We start from the raw sequence: 15799 nt of genomic DNA on the forward strand, positions 1-15799 counted from the left end.
AAATGGTAATGCCGGGCGACAACATCAAGATGGTTGTCACCCTGATCGCTCCGATCGCCATGGAAGACGGTCTGCGTTTCGCGATTCGCGAAGGCGGCCGTACCGTTGGTGCCGGCGTGGTTGCCAAGATCTTCGAGTAATCGATTGATCTAACTCCGTCAGGCCGGCATAATGGTCGGCCTGACTTCGTTACAGGCCAGTAGCTCAATTGGCAGAGCGGCGGTCTCCAAAACCGCAGGTTGGGGGTTCGATTCCCTCCTGGCCTGCCAAATTTCCAGAAAGGAAGTTTGGCAAATATTCACAAGGTCCTAGCTGATGAATGCCAAGGCTGAAGCCAAAGAAACACGCTTCGACGTTCTGAAGTGGATCGTTGTGGCTGCAATTGTTGCGGTGGGTGTGGTCGGTAATCAGTATTTCTCTGCTGAGCCGATCATCTATCGCGTTCTCGTTTTGCTGGTTCTTGGTGCGGGTGCTGCATTTGTAGCGCTGCAGACTGCCAAGGGGCAAGCATTCTTTGTTTTGGCTAAAGAGGCCCGTGCGGAGATTCGCAAGGTCGTCTGGCCGACTCGTCAGGAAACCACGCAGACCACGTTGATTGTCGTGGCTGTTGTTCTGGTAATGGCGCTGCTGCTGTGGGGTCTTGATTCCCTGCTCGGTTGGCTCGTTTCGATGATTGTAGGTTAAGGGTGCGCCGTGGCTAAGCGTTGGTACGTTGTGCATGCCTACTCCGGTTATGAGAAGCACGTAATGCGGTCGCTGGTCGAGCGCGTGAAGCTTGCCGGCATGGAAGATGGTTTTGGTGAGATTCTCGTCCCCACTGAAGAGGTGGTTGAGATGCGGAACGGCCAGAAGCGTAAAAGTGAGCGCAAATTCTTCCCTGGTTATGTGCTGGTTCAGATGGAGATGAACGAGGGTACTTGGCACTTGGTCAAGGATACTCCTCGCGTCATGGGCTTCATTGGTGGTACTGCCGACAAGCCTGCTCCGATTACTGATAAAGAGGCCGAGGCTATCCTGCGTCGCGTTGCGGACAGTGGTGACAAGCCCAAGCCCAAGACGTTGTTCGAGCCGGGCGAAACGGTTCGTGTCATTGATGGTCCGTTTGCGGACTTCAATGGTGTCGTTGAAGAGGTTAACTACGAGAAGAGCCGGATTCATGTTGCCGTGCTCATCTTCGGCCGCTCCACGCCGGTGGAGTTGGAGTTCAGCCAGGTCGAAAAGGCATAGCTGAAATAGGCATCCCATACCCCCGCAGCCATCGGTTGCGGGGTTTTGTCGTCACTGGGATAAACGCGAAAGCAAACGGGGAGCCTTAAGGCGTTTGAACCCGATATTGGAGTTATAGATGGCTAAGAAGATTCAGGCTTATATCAAGCTGCAAGTGAAGGCTGCTCAAGCCAACCCGTCCCCGCCCGTCGGCCCGGCTCTGGGTCAGCACGGCGTGAACATCATGGAATTCTGCAAGGCGTTCAACGCCAAGACTCAGGGCATGGAGCCCGGTCTGCCGACTCCCGTGATCATCACTGTGTACAGCGACCGCAGCTTCACTTTTGAAACCAAAAGCACCCCGGCTTCCGTGCTGCTGAAGAAAGCGGCTGGCATCACCAGCGGCTCGCCTCGCCCGAACAGCCAGAAGGTCGGCACTGTTACCCGTGCCCAGCTGGAAGATATCGCCAAGGCTAAACAGGCTGATCTGACTGCAGCTGACCTGGATGCGGCCGTGCGTACCATCGCCGGCTCCGCTCGTAGCATGGGCCTGAACGTGGAGGGTGTGTAAATGGCTAAGCTGACCAAGCGCCAGAAGGCTATCGCTGAGAAAATCGAAGCCGGCAAGCAATACGGTTTCGAAGACGCTGCCAAACTGCTGGCTGAGCTGTCGACCATCAAGTTCAAAGAGTCCGTTGATATCTCTATCAACCTGGGCGTTGACCCGCGTAAATCCGACCAGGTCGTGCGTGGCGCTACCGTGCTGCCGAACGGCACCGGCAGAAGCGTTCGCGTTGCCGTGTTCACCCAGGGTCCGGGCGCTGAAGCTGCCCTGGCTGCCGGCGCTGATCGCGTTGGCATGGACGAACTGGCTGCCGAGATGAAGGGCGGCGACCTGAGCTACGACGTTGTTATCGCCTCCCCGGATGCGATGCGTGTCGTCGGTCAACTGGGCCAGATCCTCGGTCCGCGCGGTCTGATGCCGAACCCGAAGGTCGGTACCGTGACCCCGGACGTGGCCACTGCCGTCAAGAATGCCAAGGCTGGTCAAGTGCGCTTCCGTACTGACAAGAACGGCATCATCCACGCTTCTGTTGGCAAGATCGATTTCGAACCGGTCAAGCTGAAGCAGAACGTCGAAGCCCTGCTGGTTGACCTGAAGCGTCTGAAGCCGTCCACCTCCAAGGGTGTTTACGTTCAGCGCGTGACCCTGAGCACCACCATGGGCCCGGGTCTGCAGATCGATCAGGCTTCCCTGGAAGCCTAAAGAATGAAGTCGCAGCGGGCCTGCCCGCTGCGCAGGTATTGGGGTCCCTGCCTGGCGGGGGCTATCCAAGACCGTAGGCGGTGAAAGCCTCAAACCGGGAAGCGATTCCCGAGCCTACGCAGATGGTGCTCCCGATTCGTTTACCGAATCAGACACCAAAACGCCGTCCGGCCTCGGCTGGACGAACCGGTAACATCCAGGAGTGAACCCGTGGCAATTAAACTCGAAGACAAGAAGGCCATCGTCGCTGAAGTCAACGAGGCTGCCAAAGCTGCCCTCTCCGCTGTCGTGGCTGATGCCCGTGGCGTGACTGTGGGAGCCATGACCGGACTCCGTAAAGAGGCCCGCGAGGCTGGTGTGTACGTGAAAGTCGTGCGTAACACCCTGGCTCGTCGCGCCGTTGAAGGTACTTCTTTCGAAGTCCTCGGCGACGTGTTCAAAGGCCCGACCCTGATCGCGTTTTCCAATGAACATCCGGGCGCTGCCGCTCGTATCTTCAAGGAATTCTCGAAGGGTCAGGACAAGTTCGAGATCAAGGCTGCCGCGTTCGAAGGCAAGCTGATTGCAGCTAACCAGATCGACGTACTGGCAACTCTGCCGACCTACGACGAGGCCGTATCGCAGCTGATGAGCGTGATTCAAGGCGCTACCAGCAAGCTGGCTCGTACTCTGGCGGCAATTCGCGACCAGAAGGAAAGCGCTGCTGCCTGATCCAGGCGCACTGCTTCTTCTACGTAAACTCGTTTAATTCGATGGCCACCAAAGGCCGTCCATCAATACAGGAATTAGAGTCATGGCTCTGACCAACGAAGACATCATCAACGCCGTATCCGAAATGTCCGTGATGCAAGTTGTTGAACTGATCAAGGCGATGGAAGAGAAGTTCGGTGTGAGCGCTGCTGCCGCCGTTGCTGCTGGCCCGGCTGTTGCTGCTGCTGCTGCTGAAGAGCAAACCGAGTTCAACATCGTTCTGACCGAAGCCGGCGAGAAGAAAGTGAACGTCATCAAAGTCGTTCGCGAACTGACCGGTCTGGGTCTGAAAGAAGCCAAAGCAGTTGTTGACGGCGCCCCGGGCGTGGTCAAAGAAGGCGCTTCGAAAGAAGAAGCCGAAGCTGCCAAAAAGGCTCTGGAAGAAGCTGGCGCCAAAGTCGAGCTCAAGTAAGCGACGACTTTGCGTCTACAGCCCGAGCGACTCGCGCGAGGCTGATGGCTGGTGGCTTATGCCACCGGCCTTTTTCCGTTCTAGATGGTTGGCGCATGCCCCCTCCAGGACGTGAAAAACCACCCGAGAGGTGGCGCAAACCAAGGGGTTTGCACGATTTTCTGGCTACTCCCGTCGGGGGAGCCAAACAAGCAGGTGACCAAGCTGGGGAACGCTGATGGCTTACTCATACACTGAGAAAAAACGTATCCGCAAAGACTTTAGCAAGTTGCCGGACGTCATGGATGTACCCTACCTCCTGGCCATCCAGCTGGATTCGTACCGCGAATTCCTGCAGGCAGGCGCGAGCAAGGACCAGTTTCGTGATATCGGCCTGCACGCGGCCTTCAAGTCTGTATTCCCGATTATCAGCTATTCCGGTAACGCCGCTCTGGAATACGTCGGCTATCGCCTGGGCGAGCCGGCTTTCGATGTCAAGGAATGCGTGCTGCGCGGCGTAACTTTCGCCGTGCCGCTGCGAGTGAAAGTCCGTCTGATCATCTTCGACAAAGAGTCGTCGAACAAAGCGATCAAGGACATCAAGGAGCAGGAAGTCTACATGGGGGAAATCCCCCTGATGACCGAGAACGGTACCTTCATCATCAACGGTACCGAACGCGTCATCGTCTCCCAGCTGCACCGTTCGCCGGGCGTGTTCTTCGATCACGACCGCGGCAAGACCCACAGCTCGGGCAAGCTGCTGTACTCCGCTCGTATCATCCCTTACCGCGGCTCCTGGCTGGATTTCGAGTTCGACCCGAAGGACTGCGTGTTCGTGCGGATCGACCGTCGTCGCAAGCTGCCGGCATCGGTACTGCTGCGCGCGCTCGGTTACAGCACCGAAGAAGTGCTCGACGCCTTCTATGCGACCAACGTCTTCCACGTCAGAGGTGAGAACCTGAGCCTGGAGCTCGTTCCTCAGCGTCTGCGTGGCGAGATCGCCGTGTTCGACATCAAGGACGAAAGCGGCAAGGTCATCGTCGAGCAAGGCCGCCGTATCACTGCGCGCCATATCAATCAGCTGGAAAAGGCCGGTATCAAGGAGCTGGAAGTCCCCCTGGACTACCTCCTGGGCCGCACTACCGCCAAGGTGATCGTGCATCCGGCTACCGGCGAAATCATCGCCGAGTGCAACACCGAGCTGACCACCGACATCCTGGCGAAGGTCGCCAAGGCTCAGGTCGTTCGCATCGAGACCCTGTACACCAACGACATCGACTGCGGTCCGTTCATCTCCGATACGCTGAAGATCGACTCCACCGGCAACCAACTGGAAGCCCTGGTAGAAATCTATCGCATGATGCGTCCCGGTGAGCCGCCGACCAAGGAAGCTGCCGAGACCCTGTTCAACAACCTGTTCTTCAGCGCCGAGCGTTACGACCTGTCCGCCGTTGGTCGCATGAAGTTCAACCGTCGTATCGGTCGCACCGAGATCGAAGGTTCGGGCGTGTTGAGCAAGGAAGATATCGTCGAAGTCCTCAAGACTCTGGTCGATATCCGTAACGGCAAAGGCATCGTCGACGACATCGACCACCTGGGTAACCGTCGTGTGCGTTGCGTTGGCGAAATGGCCGAAAACCAGTTCCGCGTTGGCCTGGTGCGCGTAGAGCGTGCGGTCAAAGAGCGTCTGTCGATGGCCGAAAGCGAAGGCCTGATGCCGCAGGACCTGATCAACGCCAAGCCAGTGGCTGCCGCGATCAAGGAGTTCTTCGGTTCCAGCCAGCTTTCCCAGTTCATGGACCAGAACAACCCGCTCTCCGAGATCACCCACAAGCGCCGCGTTTCCGCACTCGGCCCAGGTGGTCTGACCCGTGAGCGCGCTGGCTTCGAAGTCCGCGACGTACACCCGACTCACTACGGTCGCGTGTGCCCGATCGAGACCCCTGAAGGTCCGAACATCGGTCTGATCAACTCCCTGGCAACCTATGCCCGCACCAACCAGTACGGCTTCCTGGAAAGCCCGTACCGTGTGGTCAACGGCACTCAGGTAACCGACGAGATCGTCTTCCTCTCCGCTATCGAAGAGGCCGACCACGTCATTGCCCAGGCATCGGCAACGATGAACGAGAAAGGTCAGCTGGTCGACGAGCTGGTTGCCGTACGTCACCTGAACGAATTCACCGTCAAGGCGCCGGAAGACGTCACCCTGATGGACGTATCGCCGAAGCAGGTCGTATCCGTCGCTGCCTCGCTGATTCCGTTCCTCGAGCACGACGACGCCAACCGTGCACTCATGGGCTCGAACATGCAGCGTCAGGCCGTGCCGACCCTGCGTGCCGACAAGCCCCTGGTCGGTACCGGCATGGAGCGCAACGTCGCCCGTGACTCCGGCGTCTGCGTCGTGGCGCGTCGCGGTGGCGTGATCGACTCCGTCGATGCCAGCCGTATCGTTGTTCGCGTCAATGATGACGAAGTCGAAACCGGTGAAGCCGGCGTCGACATCTACAACCTGACCAAATACACCCGTTCCAACCAGAACACCTGCATCAACCAGCGTCCGCTGGTGCAGAAAGGTGATCAGGTTTCGCGCAGCGACATCCTCGCCGACGGCCCGTCCACCGACATGGGTGAGCTGGCTCTTGGTCAGAACATGCGCGTCGCGTTCATGCCCTGGAACGGTTTCAACTTCGAAGACTCCATCTGCCTCTCCGAGCGTGTGGTCCAGGAAGATCGCTTCACCACCATCCACATCCAGGAACTGACCTGTGTGGCGCGTGACACGAAGCTCGGCCCAGAAGAAATCACTGCCGACATCCCGAACGTGGGTGAAGCGGCACTGAACAAGCTGGACGAAGCGGGCATCGTGTACGTAGGTGCCGAAGTTGGCGCTGGCGACATTCTGGTCGGCAAAGTCACTCCGAAAGGCGAGACCCAACTGACTCCGGAAGAGAAGCTGCTGCGTGCGATCTTCGGTGAGAAGGCTTCCGACGTTAAGGACACCTCCCTGCGCGTGCCGACCGGCACCAAGGGTACTGTCATCGACGTTCAGGTCTTCACCCGTGACGGCGTCGAGCGTGACAGCCGCGCACTGGCCATCGAAAAGATGCAGCTCGACGAGATCCGCAAGGACCTCAACGAAGAGTTCCGTATCGTCGAAGGTGCAACCTTCGAGCGCCTGCGTTCCGCCCTGGTTGGTGCCAAGGCAGAAGGTGGTGCTGGCCTGAAGAAAGGCGCCGAGATCGATCACGGCTTCCTCGACGGCCTCGAGCACGGCCAGTGGTTCAAGCTGCGCATGTCCGATGACGCGCTGAACGAGCAGCTGGAGAAGGCTCAGGCCTACCTCTCCGACCGCCGTCAGCTGCTCGACGACAAGTTCGAAGACAAGAAGCGCAAGCTGCAGCAGGGCGATGACCTGGCTCCGGGCGTACTGAAGATCGTCAAGGTCTACCTGGCCATCAAGCGTCGCATCCAGCCGGGCGACAAGATGGCGGGCCGCCACGGTAACAAGGGTGTGGTCTCTGTGATCATGCCGGTCGAAGACATGCCGCACGATGCCAATGGCACGCCGGTGGACATCGTCCTCAACCCGCTGGGCGTACCGTCGCGTATGAACGTGGGCCAGATCCTCGAAACCCACCTCGGCCTCGCGGCCAAGGGCCTGGGCGAGAAGATCAACCGCATGCTCGAAGAGCAGCGCAAGGTCGCTGAACTGCGCAAGTTCCTCCACGAGATCTACAACGAGATCGGTGGCCGTCAGGAAAATCTGGACGAACTGGGCGACCAGGAAATCCTCGACCTGGCGAAGAACCTGCGTGCCGGCGTGCCCATGGCGACCCCGGTGTTCGACGGTGCCAAGGAACGCGAGATCAAGGCCATGCTGAAGCTGGCCGATCTGCCGGAAAGCGGCCAGATGCGCCTGTTCGACGGTCGTACCGGTAACATGTTCGAGCGCCCGACCACCGTCGGCTACATGTACATGCTCAAACTGAACCACCTGGTCGACGACAAGATGCACGCACGTTCCACCGGCTCCTACAGCCTGGTTACCCAGCAGCCGCTGGGTGGTAAGGCGCAGTTCGGTGGCCAGCGTTTCGGGGAGATGGAGGTCTGGGCGCTGGAAGCCTATGGCGCCGCCTACACCCTGCAGGAAATGCTGACCGTGAAGTCGGACGACGTGAACGGCCGTACCAAGATGTACAAAAACATCGTGGACGGGGATCACCGCATGGAGGCTGGCATGCCCGAGTCCTTCAACGTGTTGATCAAAGAGATCCGCTCGCTCGGCATCGACATCGAACTGGAAACCGAATAACACGAGACGCCCACACGCTGCGGCTGGTCAAGGCCGGTCGCAGCGGGTCCGTGAGGAGGAAAGGCCTTGAAAGACTTGCTGAATCTGTTGAAAAACCAGGGTCAAATCGAAGAGTTCGATGCCATCCGTATTGGCCTGGCCTCGCCCGAGATGATCCGCTCCTGGTCCTTCGGTGAAGTGAAGAAGCCGGAGACCATCAACTACCGTACCTTCAAGCCGGAGCGCGATGGCCTGTTCTGCGCCAAGATCTTCGGCCCGGTGAAGGACTACGAGTGCCTGTGCGGTAAGTACAAGCGCCTGAAGCACCGCGGTGTGATCTGCGAGAAGTGCGGCGTCGAAGTCGCACTGGCCAAGGTGCGCCGCGAGCGCATGGGCCACATCGAGCTGGCTTCGCCGGTCGCCCACATCTGGTTCCTGAAGTCCCTGCCGTCCCGTATCGGCCTGCTGCTGGACATGACCCTGCGTGACATCGAACGCGTGCTCTATTTCGAGAGCTACGTGGTGATCGATCCGGGCATGACCACCCTCGAGAAGGGCCAGCTGCTGAACGACGAGCAGTACTTCGAATCCCTCGAAGAGTTCGGTGACGACTTCGACGCCCGCATGGGGGCCGAGGCTGTTCGCGAGCTGCTGAACGCCATCGACCTGGAGCACGAGATCGGTCGCCTGCGCGAAGAGATTCCGCAGACCAACTCGGAAACCAAGATCAAGAAGCTGTCCAAGCGCCTGAAGCTGATGGAAGCCTTCCAGGGCTCCGGCAACCATCCCGAGTGGATGGTGCTGACCGTCCTGCCGGTGCTGCCGCCGGACCTGCGTCCGCTGGTTCCGCTGGATGGCGGTCGTTTCGCGACTTCGGACCTGAACGATCTGTACCGTCGCGTCATCAACCGTAACAACCGTCTGAAGCGCCTGCTCGACCTGGCTGCTCCGGACATCATCGTGCGCAACGAAAAGCGCATGCTGCAGGAAGCTGTCGACGCCCTGCTGGACAACGGCCGTCGTGGCCGTGCCATCACCGGCTCGAACAAGCGCCCGCTGAAATCCCTGGCCGACATGATCAAGGGTAAGCAAGGTCGCTTCCGTCAGAACCTGCTCGGTAAGCGCGTGGACTACTCCGGTCGTTCCGTGATCACCGTGGGCCCGACCCTGCGCCTGCACCAGTGCGGCCTGCCGAAGAAGATGGCCCTCGAGCTGTTCAAGCCGTTCATTTTCGGCAAGCTCGAAGCCCGTGGCATGGCCACCACCATCAAGGCGGCCAAGAAGATGGTCGAGCGCGAGCTGCCCGAGGTCTGGGACGTTCTCGCCGAAGTCATCCGCGAACACCCCGTGCTGCTCAACCGCGCACCGACCCTCCACCGTCTGGGTATCCAGGCGTTCGAGCCGGTGCTCATCGAAGGCAAGGCGATCCAGCTGCACCCGCTGGTCTGCGCGGCGTACAACGCCGACTTCGACGGTGACCAGATGGCCGTTCACGTCCCGCTGACCCTCGAGGCCCAGCTGGAAGCGCGCGCGCTGATGATGTCCACCAACAACATCCTGTCCCCCGCCAACGGCGAGCCGATCATCGTGCCGTCGCAGGACGTGGTACTGGGTCTGTACTACATGACCCGTGAAGCGGTGAACGCCAAGGGTGAAGGTCGCGTATTCGCTGACCTGCAGGAAGTCGACCGCGTATTCCGCGCTGGCGAAGCGTCCCTGCACGCCCGCGTGAAGGTCCGTATCAACGAGACCGTTAATGACCGCGACGGCTCCGTCACCAAGAACACCCGCATTGTCGACACCACTGTCGGCCGCGCGCTGCTGTTCCAGGTGGTTCCGGCCGGCCTGTCGTTCGACGTGGTCAACCAGCCGATGAAGAAGAAGGCGATCTCCAAGCTGATCAACCAGTGCTATCGCGTGGTTGGCCTGAAGGACACCGTCATCTTCGCCGACCAGCTGATGTACACCGGCTTTGCCTACTCCACCATTTCCGGCGTCTCGATCGGTGTGAACGACTTCGTCATCCCGGATGAGAAGGCTCGCATCATCGACGCGGCCACCGAGGAAGTGAAAGAGATCGAATCCCAGTACGCCTCCGGCCTGGTTACCCAGGGCGAGAAGTACAACAAGGTGATCGACCTCTGGTCCAAGGCGAACGACGAAGTGTCCAAGGCGATGATGGCCAACCTCTCGAAAGAGAAAGTGGTCGATCGCGAGGGCAAGGAAGTCGATCAGGAGTCCTTCAACTCCATGTACATGATGGCTGACTCCGGTGCGCGGGGCTCCGCGGCCCAGATCCGTCAGCTTGCCGGTATGCGTGGCCTGATGGCCAAGCCGGACGGCTCCATCATCGAAACCCCCATCACCGCGAACTTCCGTGAAGGCCTGAACGTACTCCAGTACTTCATCTCCACTCACGGTGCTCGTAAAGGTCTGGCGGATACCGCACTGAAGACCGCGAACTCCGGTTACCTGACCCGTCGTCTCGTCGACGTGGCCCAGGACCTGGTAGTGACCGAGATCGACTGCGGCACCGAACAGGGCCTGCTGATGACTCCGCACATCGAAGGCGGCGACGTGGTCGAGCCTCTGGGTGAGCGCGTACTGGGTCGAGTGATCGCCCGTGACGTGTTCAAGCCGGGCTCGGACGAAGTCATCGTCCCGGCCGGTACCCTGGTCGACGAACAGTGGGTCGAGTTCATCGAGCGTGCCAGCATCGACGAAGTGATCGTGCGTTCGCCGATCAGCTGCGAAACCCGCTACGGCATCTGCGCCAAGTGCTACGGTCGCGACCTGGCTCGTGGTCACCAGGTGAACATCGGTGAAGCGGTCGGCGTAATTGCCGCCCAGTCCATCGGTGAGCCGGGTACCCAGCTGACCATGCGTACCTTCCACATCGGTGGTGCGGCCAGCCGTACTTCCGCAGCCGACAACGTCCAGGTCAAGAACGGCGGTACCATCCGCCTGCACAACCTGAAGCACGTCGAGAACCTCAACGGTCACCTGGTTGCCGTTTCCCGTTCCGGCGAGCTGGCCATTGCCGATGATTTCGGTCGCGAGCGTGAGCGCTATAAGCTGCCCTATGGTGCTGTCATCAGCGTCAAGGAAGGTGACAAGGTCGATCCGGGCGCCATCGTCGCCAAGTGGGACCCGCACACCCACCCCATCGTGACCGAAATGAAGGGTACCGTTACCTTCGTCGGCATGGAGGAGGGCATCACCATCAAGCGTCAGACCGACGAACTGACCGGTCTGACCAACATCGAAGTCCTGGATCCGAAAGATCGTCCGGCGGCTGGCAAGGACATCCGTCCAGCCGTGAAGCTGGTCGACGCCAATGGCAAGGAGCTGCTGCTGCCGGGTACCGACGTACCTGCCCAGTACTTCCTGCCGGCGAACGCCCTGGTAGGCGTTGCTGACGGTGCTCAAGTGGGCGTGGGTGACGTTATCGCCCGTATCCCGCAAGAGACTTCGAAGACCCGTGACATCACCGGTGGTCTGCCGCGTGTTGCCGACCTGTTCGAAGCGCGTCGTCCGAAAGAGCCGTCGATCCTGGCGGAAATCAGCGGCACGATCTCCTTCGGTAAAGAGACCAAGGGCAAGCGTCGCCTGGTCATCACTCCGACCGACGGTTCCGATCCGTACGAAGAGCTGATTCCGAAGTGGCGCCACCTGAACGTGTTCGAAGGCGAACAGGTAAACCGCGGCGAAGTAATCTCGGACGGCCCGAGCAACCCGCACGACATCCTGCGTCTGCTGGGTGTCAGCGCTCTGGCCAAGTACATCGTCAACGAGATCCAGGACGTGTATCGCCTGCAGGGCGTGAAGATCAACGACAAGCACATCGAGACCATCCTGCGTCAGATGCTGCGTAAGGTCGAGATCGCCGAGTCGGGTGACTCCAGCTTCATCAAGGGCGACCAGATGGAACTGACCCAGGTACTGGAAGAGAACGAACGTCTGGCGACCGAAGATCGCTTCATCGCCAAGTTCGAGCGCGTCCTGCTGGGTATCACCAAGGCATCGCTGTCGACCGAGTCGTTCATCTCCGCAGCGTCCTTCCAGGAAACCACCCGCGTCCTCACCGAGGCGGCGGTTACTGGCAAGCGCGACTACCTGCGTGGCCTGAAGGAGAACGTTGTAGTGGGTCGTCTGATCCCGGCCGGTACCGGCCTGGCCTACCACAGCGAGCGCAAGCGTCAACGCGAAGCCGGCAAGCCGGTCCGTGTCAGCGCGAGCGAAGTGGAAGCGGCGCTGACCGAAGCGCTGAACTCCAGCGGCAATTGAGTGCAAAGCCCCGGGCGACCCGTGTCGCCCGGGGCTTTGTCTTGACTGGGGGAATTAGTCTCTTTAGACTCATGCACCCCTAAATTTGGCAGGGCAAGCGCCCTGCCATTTTGCTTTAGGGCAATAGCGTCGAAAGACAACAGTGGAGCTTATAGATGGCAACTATCAACCAGCTGGTACGTCAGCCGCGCAAGCGTATCGTCGAAAAATCCGACGTTCCTGCGCTGCAGAACTGCCCGCAACGTCGTGGCGTGTGCACCCGCGTGTACACCACTACGCCGAAAAAACCGAACTCCGCACTCCGTAAGGTTTGCCGTGTTCGTCTGACCAACGGTTTTGAAGTCACCTCCTACATCGGTGGTGAAGGTCACAACCTGCAAGAGCACAGCGTAGTGCTGATCCGTGGCGGTCGTGTAAAAGACCTTCCCGGTGTTCGCTACCACACCGTTCGCGGTTCTCTGGACACCACCGGTGTCAAAGACCGTAAGCAGGGCCGTTCGAAGTACGGTACCAAGCGTCCGAAGTAATTCGGTTCGCTCACTGATTTTCAATTTTATTGAGTCGATAAGAGTAAGGTCGGACGTAACCGAATGGTTATGGTTCCGGGCTAACCTGAAGACCGTTTGAGGGCTTATCAATGCCAAGACGTCGTGTAGCAGCCAAGCGTGAGATCCTGGACGATCCGAAATACGGAAGCCAGATCCTCGCCAAGTTCATGAACCACGTGATGGAAAGCGGCAAGAAGGCCGTAGCCGAGCGCATCGTTTACGGTGCTCTGGATACCGTCAAAACCCGCAAGAACACCGATCCCCTGGAGATCTTCGAGAAAGCTCTCGACGCCATCGCTCCGCTGGTCGAAGTGAAGTCCCGCCGTGTAGGCGGTGCTACTTACCAGGTTCCGGTCGAAGTTCGCCCGTCCCGTCGCAATGCACTGGCCATGCGCTGGCTCGTTGACTCCGCCCGCAAGCGTGGCGAGAAGTCCATGGCCCTGCGTCTCGCTGGCGAGCTGCTGGATGCCTTTGAAGGCAAAGGCGCTGCTGTCAAGAAGCGTGAAGACGTACACCGTATGGCTGAGGCCAACAAAGCGTTCTCGCACTACCGCTTCTAATAACGGCATCTATTCTTCTGCGAGGGCTTTATGGCTCGTAATACAGCAATCAACCGCTACCGGAACATTGGTATCTGTGCCCACGTTGACGCGGGCAAGACCACCACGACCGAGCGGATCCTGTTCTACACCGGTCTCAGCCACAAGATGGGTGAAGTACACGACGGCGCTGCTACCACCGACTGGATGGTGCAGGAGCAGGAGCGTGGTATCACCATCACTTCCGCTGCGATTACTACCTTCTGGGAAGGTTCGCGCGGTCAGTACGACAAGTACCGCGTAAACGTCATCGACACCCCCGGCCACGTAGACTTCACCATTGAAGTTGAGCGCTCCCTGCGCGTACTGGACGGTGCCGTCGTGGTGTTCTGCGGCACTTCCGGTGTTGAACCTCAGTCCGAAACCGTATGGCGTCAGGCCAACAAGTACGGTGTTCCGCGTATCGTCTACGTGAACAAGATGGACCGCGCCGGCGCCAACTTCCTGCGCGTCGTCGGTCAGATCAAGAACCGTCTGGGTCACACCCCGGTTCCGGTTCAGCTGGCCATCGGTGCAGAAGATGACTTCCAAGGGCAGGTCGACCTGCTGAAGATGAAGGCCATCTACTGGAACGAAGACGACAAGGGCACCTCCTACCGCGAGGAAGAGATTCCTGCGGATCTGGTTGAGCTGGCCAACGAGTGGCGCAACAACATGGTCGAGGCTGCTGCCGAGGCCAACGAAGAGCTGATGAACAAGTACCTGGAAGAGGGTGAGCTGTCGATCGAAGAGATCAAGGCCGGCCTGCGTCAGCGTACTATCGCCTGCGAAATCGTTCCTGCTGTCTGCGGCTCCTCCTTCAAGAACAAGGGCGTGCCCCTGGTTCTCGATGCCGTCATCGACTTCCTGCCTGCTCCGACCGAGATTCCGGCGATCAAGGGTATCCATCCTGATCTGGCCGACACTCCGAAGGAAGATGTCACCGCAGAGCAGTACGACGAGCGTCATGCTGATGACGCTGCTCCGTTCTCGGCGCTGGCGTTCAAGATCGCTACCGACCCGTTCGTTGGTACCCTGACCTTCGTTCGTGTTTATTCGGGCGTTCTGGAGTCCGGCCAGTCGGTCGTCAACTCCGTGAAAGGCAAGAAAGAACGCGTTGGTCGTATGGTGCAGATGCACGCCAACCAGCGTGACGAGATCAAAGAAGTGCGCGCTGGCGACATCGCCGCTCTGATCGGCATGAAGGACGTCACCACCGGTGACACCCTGTGCGACATCGAGAAGCCGATCATCCTCGAGCGTATGGACTTCCCGGAGCCTGTTATTTCGGTAGCTGTTGAGCCGAAGACCAAGGCTGACCAGGAGAAGATGGGTATCGCCCTCGGCAAGCTGGCCCAGGAAGACCCGTCGTTCCGCGTCAAGACCGACGAAGAAACCGGCCAGACCATCATCTCCGGTATGGGTGAGCTGCACCTGGACATCCTCGTCGATCGCATGAAGCGCGAGTTCGGCGTCGAGGCCAACATCGGCAAGCCGCAGGTTTCCTACCGTGAAACCATCACCAAGGACAACGTCGAGATCGAAGGCAAGTTCGTTCGTCAGTCCGGTGGTCGCGGTCAGTTCGGTCATTGCTGGATCCGTTTCTCGGCTGCCGATGTGGACGAGAAAGGCAACATCACCGAAGGTCTGGTGTTCACCAACGAAGTCGTTGGCGGTGTGGTTCCGAAGGAATACATCCCGGCGATCCAGAAGGGCATCGAAGAGCAGATGAAGAACGGCGTTGTTGCCGGCTATCCGCTCATCGGCCTGAAGGCCTCCGTGTTCGATGGTTCGTACCACGACGTCGACTCCAACGAGATGGCGTTCAAGATCGCTGCCTCCATGGCGACCAAGCAGCTGGCCCAGAAGGGCGGCGGTAAAGTGCTTGAGCCGATCATGCGGGTAGAGGTGGTAACTCCTGAAGACTACATGGGTGACGTGATGGGTGACCTGAACCGTCGTCGTGGTCTGATTCAGGGGATGGAAGACAGCGTTTCCGGTAAGGTAATTCGTGCCGAGGTTCCGCTGGGCGAGATGTTCGGTTATGCGACCGACGTACGTTCCATGTCCCAGGGTCGCGCGAGCTACTCCATGGAATTCTCCAAATACGCCGAAGCTCCGTCGAATGTCGTCGAAGCCCTGGTTAAAAAACAAGGTTGATTCAGCCCTTTAAGTAAGAGGTTTACTGTCGTGGCTAAAGAAAAATTTGAACGTAACAAACCGCACGTCAACGTTGGCACCATTGGTCACGTTGACCATGGCAAAACCACTCTGACCGCTGCTCTGACCAAAGTCTGCTCCGAGACCTGGGGTGGTTCTGCTCGTGCGTTCGACCAGATCGACAACGCGCCGGAAGAGAAAGCTCGCGGTATCACCATCAACACCTCCCACGTTGAGTACGACTCGGCGATCCGTCACTACGCTCACGTTGACTGCCCTGGTCACGCTGACTATGTGAAGAACATGATCACCGGTGCTGCT

General features: G+C 59.1%; 12 protein-coding genes, 1 tRNA gene and 1 pseudogene. All 14 read left to right on the forward strand.

Going from position 1 to position 15799, the window contains the following annotated elements:
- Positions 1-140, forward strand: a pseudogene (locus RTW82_RS31495) (elongation factor Tu); the annotation flags it as partial.
- A 53-nt stretch (positions 141-193) separates the two neighbouring features.
- Positions 194-269, forward strand: a tRNA-Trp gene (locus RTW82_RS31500).
- 46 nt (positions 270-315) lie between these two features.
- The gene (gene secE, locus RTW82_RS31505; protein WP_021217006.1) at positions 316-684 is read left to right on the forward strand and encodes a preprotein translocase subunit SecE; all 369 of its coding nucleotides are present in this window, start codon (positions 316-318) and stop codon (positions 682-684) included.
- Between the two features lie 9 nt (positions 685-693).
- On the forward strand, positions 694-1227 hold the full coding sequence (gene nusG / locus RTW82_RS31510; protein WP_031286913.1) for a transcription termination/antitermination protein NusG: 534 nt from the start codon (positions 694-696) through the stop codon (positions 1225-1227).
- Between the two features lie 118 nt (positions 1228-1345).
- Positions 1346-1777, forward strand: coding sequence for a 50S ribosomal protein L11 (gene rplK, locus RTW82_RS31515; RefSeq protein WP_021217008.1), 432 nt, complete (start codon positions 1346-1348; stop codon positions 1775-1777).
- Positions 1778-2473: a 50S ribosomal protein L1 gene (gene rplA, locus RTW82_RS31520; RefSeq protein ID WP_184492128.1), complete on the forward strand. Its 696-nt coding sequence runs from the start codon at positions 1778-1780 to the stop codon at positions 2471-2473.
- 210 nt (positions 2474-2683) lie between these two features.
- Positions 2684-3184 (forward strand): 50S ribosomal protein L10, encoded by a 501-nt coding sequence (gene rplJ / locus RTW82_RS31525; RefSeq protein ID WP_021217010.1) that lies wholly within the window; start codon positions 2684-2686, stop codon positions 3182-3184.
- 82 nt (positions 3185-3266) lie between these two features.
- On the forward strand, positions 3267-3635 hold the full coding sequence (gene rplL / locus RTW82_RS31530) for a 50S ribosomal protein L7/L12 (protein WP_263401597.1): 369 nt from the start codon (positions 3267-3269) through the stop codon (positions 3633-3635).
- Between the two features lie 217 nt (positions 3636-3852).
- A complete protein-coding gene (gene rpoB, locus RTW82_RS31535; RefSeq protein ID WP_316927565.1) occupies positions 3853-7926 on the forward strand; it encodes a DNA-directed RNA polymerase subunit beta in 4074 nt (1357 codons plus the stop codon).
- A 66-nt stretch (positions 7927-7992) separates the two neighbouring features.
- Entirely contained in the window at positions 7993-12192 is a 4200-nt protein-coding gene (gene rpoC, locus RTW82_RS31540) for a DNA-directed RNA polymerase subunit beta' (RefSeq protein WP_021217013.1), read from the forward strand.
- A gap of 155 nt (positions 12193-12347) precedes the next feature.
- Positions 12348-12719, forward strand: a complete 372-nt coding sequence (gene rpsL / locus RTW82_RS31545; RefSeq protein WP_021217014.1) for a 30S ribosomal protein S12 — start codon at positions 12348-12350, stop codon at positions 12717-12719.
- A gap of 110 nt (positions 12720-12829) precedes the next feature.
- Positions 12830-13300, forward strand: a complete 471-nt coding sequence (rpsG, locus tag RTW82_RS31550; protein ID WP_021217015.1) for a 30S ribosomal protein S7 — start codon at positions 12830-12832, stop codon at positions 13298-13300.
- A gap of 30 nt (positions 13301-13330) precedes the next feature.
- Positions 13331-15478 (forward strand): elongation factor G, encoded by a 2148-nt coding sequence (fusA, locus tag RTW82_RS31555; protein WP_271659838.1) that lies wholly within the window; start codon positions 13331-13333, stop codon positions 15476-15478.
- Between the two features lie 30 nt (positions 15479-15508).
- Positions 15509-15799, forward strand: a 291-nt coding sequence (locus RTW82_RS31560; RefSeq protein WP_316927566.1) for a GTP-binding protein, incomplete at its 3' end; no start/stop codon positions are given.

Origin of the sequence: Pseudomonas sp. zfem005 (assembly GCF_032621735.1) — a bacterium.
Classification (GTDB): Bacteria; Pseudomonadota; Gammaproteobacteria; order Pseudomonadales; family Pseudomonadaceae; genus Metapseudomonas; species Metapseudomonas solani.